The organism is Bacillota bacterium, from assembly GCA_024655925.1.
Lineage (GTDB): Bacteria > Bacillota > DTU025 > DTU025 > JANLFS01 > JANLFS01.
In genome coordinates this window covers 1-6,518 of the sequence record JANLFS010000136.1, presented here as the reverse complement: position 1 = coordinate 6,518, position 6,518 = coordinate 1, and the positions used below count along the sequence as shown (strand labels likewise).

At 62.5% G+C, this 6,518-nt stretch carries 5 protein-coding genes; all 5 read left to right on the top strand.

Annotation, left to right across the window (positions count from 1 at the left end; translation table 11 throughout):
- Positions 1–166: 166 nt before the first annotated feature.
- Positions 167–2,842 carry an alanine--tRNA ligase gene (gene alaS, locus NUW23_14630; protein MCR4427395.1) on the top strand — a complete coding sequence of 892 codons (2,676 nt, stop codon included), beginning with the start codon at positions 167–169 and terminating at the stop codon, positions 2,840–2,842.
- Positions 2,843–2,870: 28 nt separating this feature from the next.
- Positions 2,871–3,134: an IreB family regulatory phosphoprotein gene (locus NUW23_14625; GenBank protein MCR4427394.1), complete on the top strand. Its 264-nt coding sequence runs from the start codon at positions 2,871–2,873 to the stop codon at positions 3,132–3,134.
- A complete protein-coding gene (locus NUW23_14620) occupies positions 3,134–5,347 on the top strand; it encodes a hypothetical protein (protein MCR4427393.1) in 2,214 nt (737 codons plus the stop codon). Before NUW23_14625 ends, NUW23_14620 begins: the two co-directional genes overlap by 1 nt.
- A gap of 5 nt (positions 5,348–5,352) precedes the next feature.
- Positions 5,353–6,300 (top strand): aldo/keto reductase, encoded by a 948-nt coding sequence (locus NUW23_14615; protein MCR4427392.1) that lies wholly within the window; start codon positions 5,353–5,355, stop codon positions 6,298–6,300.
- 19 nt (positions 6,301–6,319) lie between these two features.
- Positions 6,320–6,518, top strand: a 199-nt coding sequence (gene ruvX / locus NUW23_14610) for a Holliday junction resolvase RuvX (protein ID MCR4427391.1), incomplete at its 3' end; no start/stop codon positions are given.

Genomic DNA, 6,518 nt, shown 5'->3' with positions numbered 1-6,518 from the left:
CTGTGCCGCGACGTTTCGCAACACGCCACGCCAAGGCCCATTTGCGGAACTACTGCCGCGTGGTCTGTCGTATTGTGTGCTGTCCCACGTTGTGGTAAGGTACAGAGTTAGACATCGACCGGTCTGGACAGGCCTGACACGGGCGGGGAAACGGGGTGCGGTGCGGGTGAAGACCAACGACCTGAGACAAGCCTACCTGAGATTCTTCGAATCCAAGGGACACAAGATACTGCCCAGTGCTTCGCTGATACCGGGTGGGGATCCGACTCTGCTGCTTACGGCCGCAGGGATGGTTCCCTTTAAGCCGTTCTTCCTCGGAACGGCGAAGCCGGACTACACGCGGGTGACCACATGCCAGAAGTGCGTGCGGACCCCGGACATCGAGAACGTTGGCAAGACTACCAGGCACGCCACGTTCTTCGAGATGCTCGGGAATTTCTCGTTCGGTGACTACTTCAAGGCGGAGGCCATAGCTTGGGCCTGGGAGTTCGTCACGGTGAACCTGGGTTTCGACGCAAAAGACCTGTGGGTGACCATATACCTGGATGACGACGAGGCGTTCCGCATATGGAACCAAGACATCGGCGTGCCGGCGGATCGAATAGTCCGCAAGGGCAAGCCCGACAATTTCTGGGAGATAGGTGTGGGTCCGTGCGGACCTTGTTCCGAGATCCACGTGGACCGGGGACCGTCCGCCGGGTGCGGCCGTCCCGGGTGTGATCTGGAGTGCGGGTGCGACCGGTTCATGGAGATATGGAACCTCGTCTTCATACAGTTTCACCGGGACGAGCACGGCAACTATCACCCTCTCGCCACGCGTGGCATCGACACCGGAATGGGCCTCGAGCGCACTGCGGCGCTTCTGCGGGGAGTCGAGTCCATATTCGACACGGACGAGACCAGCATCATAAGGGATTCAGTCGCGGATCTAGCAGGGGTCAAGTACGGGGCCGACAAGAGTGTGGACGTGGCGGTCCGGGTTATCACTGACCACGCAAGGGGTTCCACATTCATGGTGTCAGACGGCATCCTGCCTACGAATGAAGGCCGTGGATACGTTCTGCGAAGGCTGATCAGGCGGGCGGCGCGGTTCGGCCGACTCATAGGGATCCGGGACGTGTTTCTGCCCAAGGTGGCCCAGACGGTCATCGATGTGATGAAAGGGCCCTACCCTGAACTTGAGCGAGAGCACGACCGGATCCTGCGAACCATAGAACTTGAGGAGGAGAGGTTCGGCAGCGCGCTCGAGCAAGGCTCGGCAGTGCTCGAATCGGTGATATCCCGGGTCCGCGCGGCAGGAGGGACGTGCGTCCCCGGGGCCGATGCCTTCAGACTGTATGACACTTACGGATTTCCGTACGAACTCACCCAGGACATGGCGGAGGAGCGCGGTTTCACTGTGGACCGGACAGGGTTCGACCAGGCCATGGCGGACCAGCGTGAGCGGGCGAGGGCGGCGAGAGGGGAGAGTAGTTACCTGGATGAGAAGTCAGCCCGGTACAAGGCTGCCATCGGCCACCTCACGACGGAGTTCACCGGGTATGAGAAGTGTTCCGACATCTGCCAGATCACTGGGATAATAGGTCCGGACGGTGATGCAGTTGACGTCCTGAAACCTGGGGAGAGCGGGGAGATTGTACTCGACCGGACGCCTTTCTACGCCGAAAGTGGCGGGCAGATCGCTGACGAAGGCGAAATCAGCAAGGAGAGCAAAGACGGGCAGGTCGTGAGCCGGGCGTCCGTCAGGGGAGTGTCCAAGCCGATCGGGGACGCGGTTGTGCACCGGGTGGAGGTGGCGGAGGGCGAGTTCAGGGTGGGGGACGTCGTGCTCGCCCTGGTTGACCCCAGGCGTCGTGCCGCCACGATGAGGAACCACACAGCGACTCACCTGCTCCATGCGGCGCTTCGCAAGGTTCTCGGGTCCCACGTGCAGCAAGCGGGGTCGTCGGTGGACCCGGAGCGACTCCGGTTCGACTTCTCGCACTTCGAGCCCGTCCGCCCCGAGCAGAGAGCTGAGATCGAACGGATCGTCAACGAGTGGGTTCTCGCAAATGTCCCGGTGGATGTATCTTACACCGACCTCGAGACCGCGAAGCGACAGGGAGCGATCGCGCTCTTCGATGAGAAGTACGGCCGTGAAGTGAGGATGGTGCGTGTCGGCCGTGAGCCTGCGCAGATCAGTCTGGAACTGTGCGGGGGCACTCATGTGGCGCGGACTGGGGACATTGGGCTCGTCAAGATAGTGTCTGAAGGAGGAATAGCCTCCGGTGTCCGGCGCATAGAGGCCGTGACTGGTATGGGCGCCCTGGAATACCTCAGCAGGTTGGAGGCTGTTTCGGCGGAACTCTCTGCGGTCCTGAAGGCTCCGCAGGACGGCCTTGCCGACCGGGTAGGCAAGCTCGTGCGGGATCTGCACGACGCCGAGCGCGAGATTGCCAGGCTCCGCCAGAAACTTGCCGGGGATGTTGTGGATACCATGGTCGAGAAAGCACTGGCTTGCGGGGATGTCCGGGTCGTCGCGGCGAGAGTTGAGGACGCCCAGCCCGATGCCCTACGTGACCTGGCGGACCGTGTGAGGGAGCGGCTTGGGTCCGGGATTGTACTCCTCGGTGGGCCCGCCGGTGACAAGGTGAGTTTTGTCGCCGCCGTTACACCCGACTTGGTCAAGAAAGGCTACAATGCCGGATCTATTGTCCGGGATGTTGCCCGGGAAGCTGGCGGCGGAGGAGGGGGTCGAGCCGACCTCGCCATGGCAGGGGGCCGAGATCTCGCCCGTCTCGACCAGGCTCTCGCCCGGGGGGTTGAGACCGTCCGCGCGCATCAGACATCTTTGGGCGGATAAGACTAGAACCGGCCAAGGAGTGGTAACGATGGGTAGCCCGTGGGACGAGACAATCAAGTTCAAGCCTGTCGGTGAAGACGAGGAGGTAAGCCTCGTTCGCAGAGTCCTTTCCGAAGTCCGGGCGGCCCTGGCCGAGAAGGGGTACAACCCTACCAACCAGCTTGTGGGGTATCTCCTGTCCGGCGACCCGACCTACATCACGAGCCACAAGAATGCCCGCAACCTCATAAGAAAGGTCGAGCGAGACGAGGTTATCGAGGAGCTTGTCCGTTTCTACTTGGGAGAATCCTGATGGTGCCCAGTCTGTTTCCCCGTGCCCTGGCTGCGCTCACCATGGTGACTGTGTTGCTTGCAGGGCCGGGACCCCGGGCGTCGGCCGAGAATCGCCAACCCGTCGGCCAGAGATGCATCCTGATCCTGGCCGACGGGTTGAGTTATCCGGACATCCTGGAGTTTGCCGGTCCGGCTCTCCGCGGGATCCTGGCTGTTTCCTCGTGCGCAGTGGCGAGTACCAGGGTGGCGGCAGGCAGGAGCATCGAGGCCGCGTGCGCCACCATCGGGGCAGGAGTGCGGATGGTCGCCCCGGAAAGTGCAAGCCTGTCTTTCGGGGCGGAGGACGTGGTTGGCGGCGAGGTTGCTCATGACGTCTTCTTGCGCCGAACCGGAGTGACTGCGCCCGCAGGCTCCGTGGTCTGCACTGGCCTCGCCGAGCTCGTTCTTGCGAATGCCGGCTCTCCTTACCGGGGCAGCCCTGGATTCCTGGGGGAGTCCCTGGGCCGCGCGGGAGTCCTGGTATCGGTAGTGGGGAATTCCGACGACTCCCATTCGTTCTCGCGGCCAGGTGTACTTGTGGCCATGGACCGACGAGGGATCGTCCCGCACGGGGAGGTCAGCCGGGGGGTCCTCTCCCTCGAGCCAAGCGCCCCATTCGGCCTGGCATCTGACGTCGGGACCTTGGCCCGTCTGGCCAAGGCGCAACCGGAACCCGGGCTAGTGGTTGTGGATTTCGGGGACATCTCGAGGCTGGCCAGATATGCCCGGGTGCTCTCGCCCGATATGCTTGCCCGGCACAAGCTCGAATGCTACCGAAGGCTGGACGCACTCCTGGACGAACTTCTGGGCGGTATCGGATCTCCTTCCCCTGAGACCTGTTACATTCTTCTCTCCCCGCGGGCCCCCGCCGACGTGTGGGGCTCCGGGGATGCGCTCGCGCCTGCGGCCGCCGCGGGGTGGGGGTTTCCCAGGGGCCTGCTCTCGAGCGAGGCCACGAGGCAGCCCGGGCTCATAGCGTCCACCGACATAGCACCCACGATTGTGGCTGCATTCGGAGCCACACCTGTGTGGCCTGTTGACGGACGGATGCTTGTGGGCACTCCTGCGGAGGACCCCCTGAGCAGTGCAGCCCGGCTGAGTGAGCGGATCTCTGCGAGTGCCGCGGCGAGGACTCCTGTGCTCAAGACCTTCATAGGGTTTCTCATCGTGTCGGTACTGGTTTCTGTGGCATCAGCTTGGCTGGGACCGCGGGCCCCGCTTCCGTTCGCTGCAGGTGTTCGCTATCTCCTCGTGGCTTGTTCGCTTGGACCGCTCATCTTGTTGGTCCAACCCGCGGTGGGCGTGAACACGGTGGGATGGGCCCTGGCCACGTTGGTGCTGTGCAGCCTGACAGCGGGTGCCGTCACGCTGTGGATGGTCAGATGCTCGGCGCGGGCAGTGGTCTGGGCTGCCGCTATCACCGCTCTCGCGATTGCGGTGGACATCTTTGCCGGTGGGAGTCTCCTTGCCCAGTCGCTGCTGGGTCATTCGCCTGTGATTGGAGCCAGGTTCTACGGAATCGGTAACGAGTTCATGGGTGTGTTGATCGGGGCGGTTGCTGTGGGAACGTCGGGACTGTGGCGGGGAGATGCAGCCATCTGGGTCTCCGCCGGCGCGGCCCTGGCCGCCGCGGCCATTCTGGGCCACCCGTCTCTCGGGGCGAACTTCGGGGGCATGATCGCAGCGTTCACCGCGGCGGGCACAATAGGTCTTCTGGGTCTGAGGAGGGCCGGAGCCAGCAGGCTCACGCTGGGTTCCGCCGTGCTGGTCGTTCTGGTTCTCGGCGGGCTTCTGGGCATGTGCATGATAGAGTTGAACGCAGGCAGTGAGCGGGCGACGCACATAGGCGTCGCTTGGCGGGCCTTGCAGGGCGGCGAGAGATCCAGCATCGTGACAATGGCCTTGCGAAAGCTGGACATGAATCTCAGACTGCTCAGGTACACGTTGTGGACACGAGCGCTCGTCACCTTCCTTCTTGCATTCGCAGTCCTCACGGCAAGGCCGAAGGGGTTTCTCCTCAGGCTCAAACGTGACGCATTTCCTCATTATGCTGCCTTCGCGGGCTGCCTGTTCTCGGCAGGCGCGGCCATGCTTGCTAACGATTCCGGGGTGGTGGCCTCTGCCACATTAATGATGATGCCCACCCTCTCCCTATTGGGGTACGCCGCAGACGAACGAGTGCTCGGGAGGTGATCCGCGTGGAGAGGCGTCGTCTTGGGGACACTGGGATCGAAGTCTCCCGACTCTGCCTCGGCACCCTCACGATGGGTCCGCTCCAGGCGGGAATCGGAGTGCGAGAAGGCGCTGGGCTCATCGAGGCAGGTTGGGGGCTGGGCGTCAACTTCCTCGACACTGCCGAGCTATATGGGACGTACCCTCACATCAGAGAGGCCCTGAAGGTGATCCCTAGAGACAGGCTGATCATATCCTCCCGGTCTTACGCCTACACGTATGACGGCATGAGGCGGAGCGTGGAGAAGGCGCTTTCCGAGTTGCGCACGGATTACATAGACATCTTCGGCATGCACGAGCAAGTCTCCAGGCTTACCCTGCAGGGACACTCCGCAGCCCTAGAGTACCTGTGCCACGCACGACAAGCGGGAACAATCCGTGCGGTAAGCGTATCCACCCACACGGTAGAGGTGGTCCAGGCAGTTCAGCAGATGCCCGAAATCGATGTCGTGCACCCTCTGTTCAACATGGCCGGGATAGGTATAATAGACGGGGGCACTCGAGAAATGGAAGAAGCAATCCAGGGCGCATACCTTGCGGGTAAAGGTATCTACACAATGAAGGCGCTTGCGGGTGGGCACCTGTTCCGCCAGGCTGCGACCGCGCTGCGTTGGGTACACAGCAAGGAGTCTGTGCACTCGATTGCGGTGGGCGTTAAGACCGTAGCTGAGCTCGATATGGATGTGCTCATCCTTTCGGGGGAGGATGTTTCTTCGGAAGCTGCAGCAACTGCTGCAGGAGAAAAGAGACTGCACATCGAAGAGTGGTGCGCGAAATGCGGGTCCTGTGTCGCGGCGTGTGGTCACGGGGCCTTACGCATGGGAGAGCAGGGCGTGATTGTCGATGAAAGCAGGTGCGTGCTGTGCGGGTACTGCGGGGCGCATTGTCCCGAGTTCTGCATAAAGGTCATCTGAGAGTGCGGGAGGGCGTGGATTGACCCGTCTTGGGATCGACCTGGGAGATGTCCGGATTGGGGTGGCTATCGGCGATGAGCTTGGGCTTGTGGCGTCACCGTTTCGGGTCCTCAAGAGCCGTGGCTGGGAGCACGACATAAAGGAGATCACGGCGATCGCCCGGGACACCGGTGCGGGAGAGATCGTGGTAGGTATGCCGAGGAACATGGACGGCACCT

Bases quoted from the DNA above. Each gene is read 5' to 3' on its own strand.
- NUW23_14620 (MCR4427393.1), top strand. From the start codon at position 3,134: ATGGTGCCCAGTCTGTTTCCCCGTGCCCTGGCTGCGCTCACCATGGTG.
- NUW23_14625 (MCR4427394.1), top strand. From the start codon at position 2,871: ATGGGTAGCCCGTGGGACGAGACAATCAAGTTCAAGCCTGTCGGTGAA.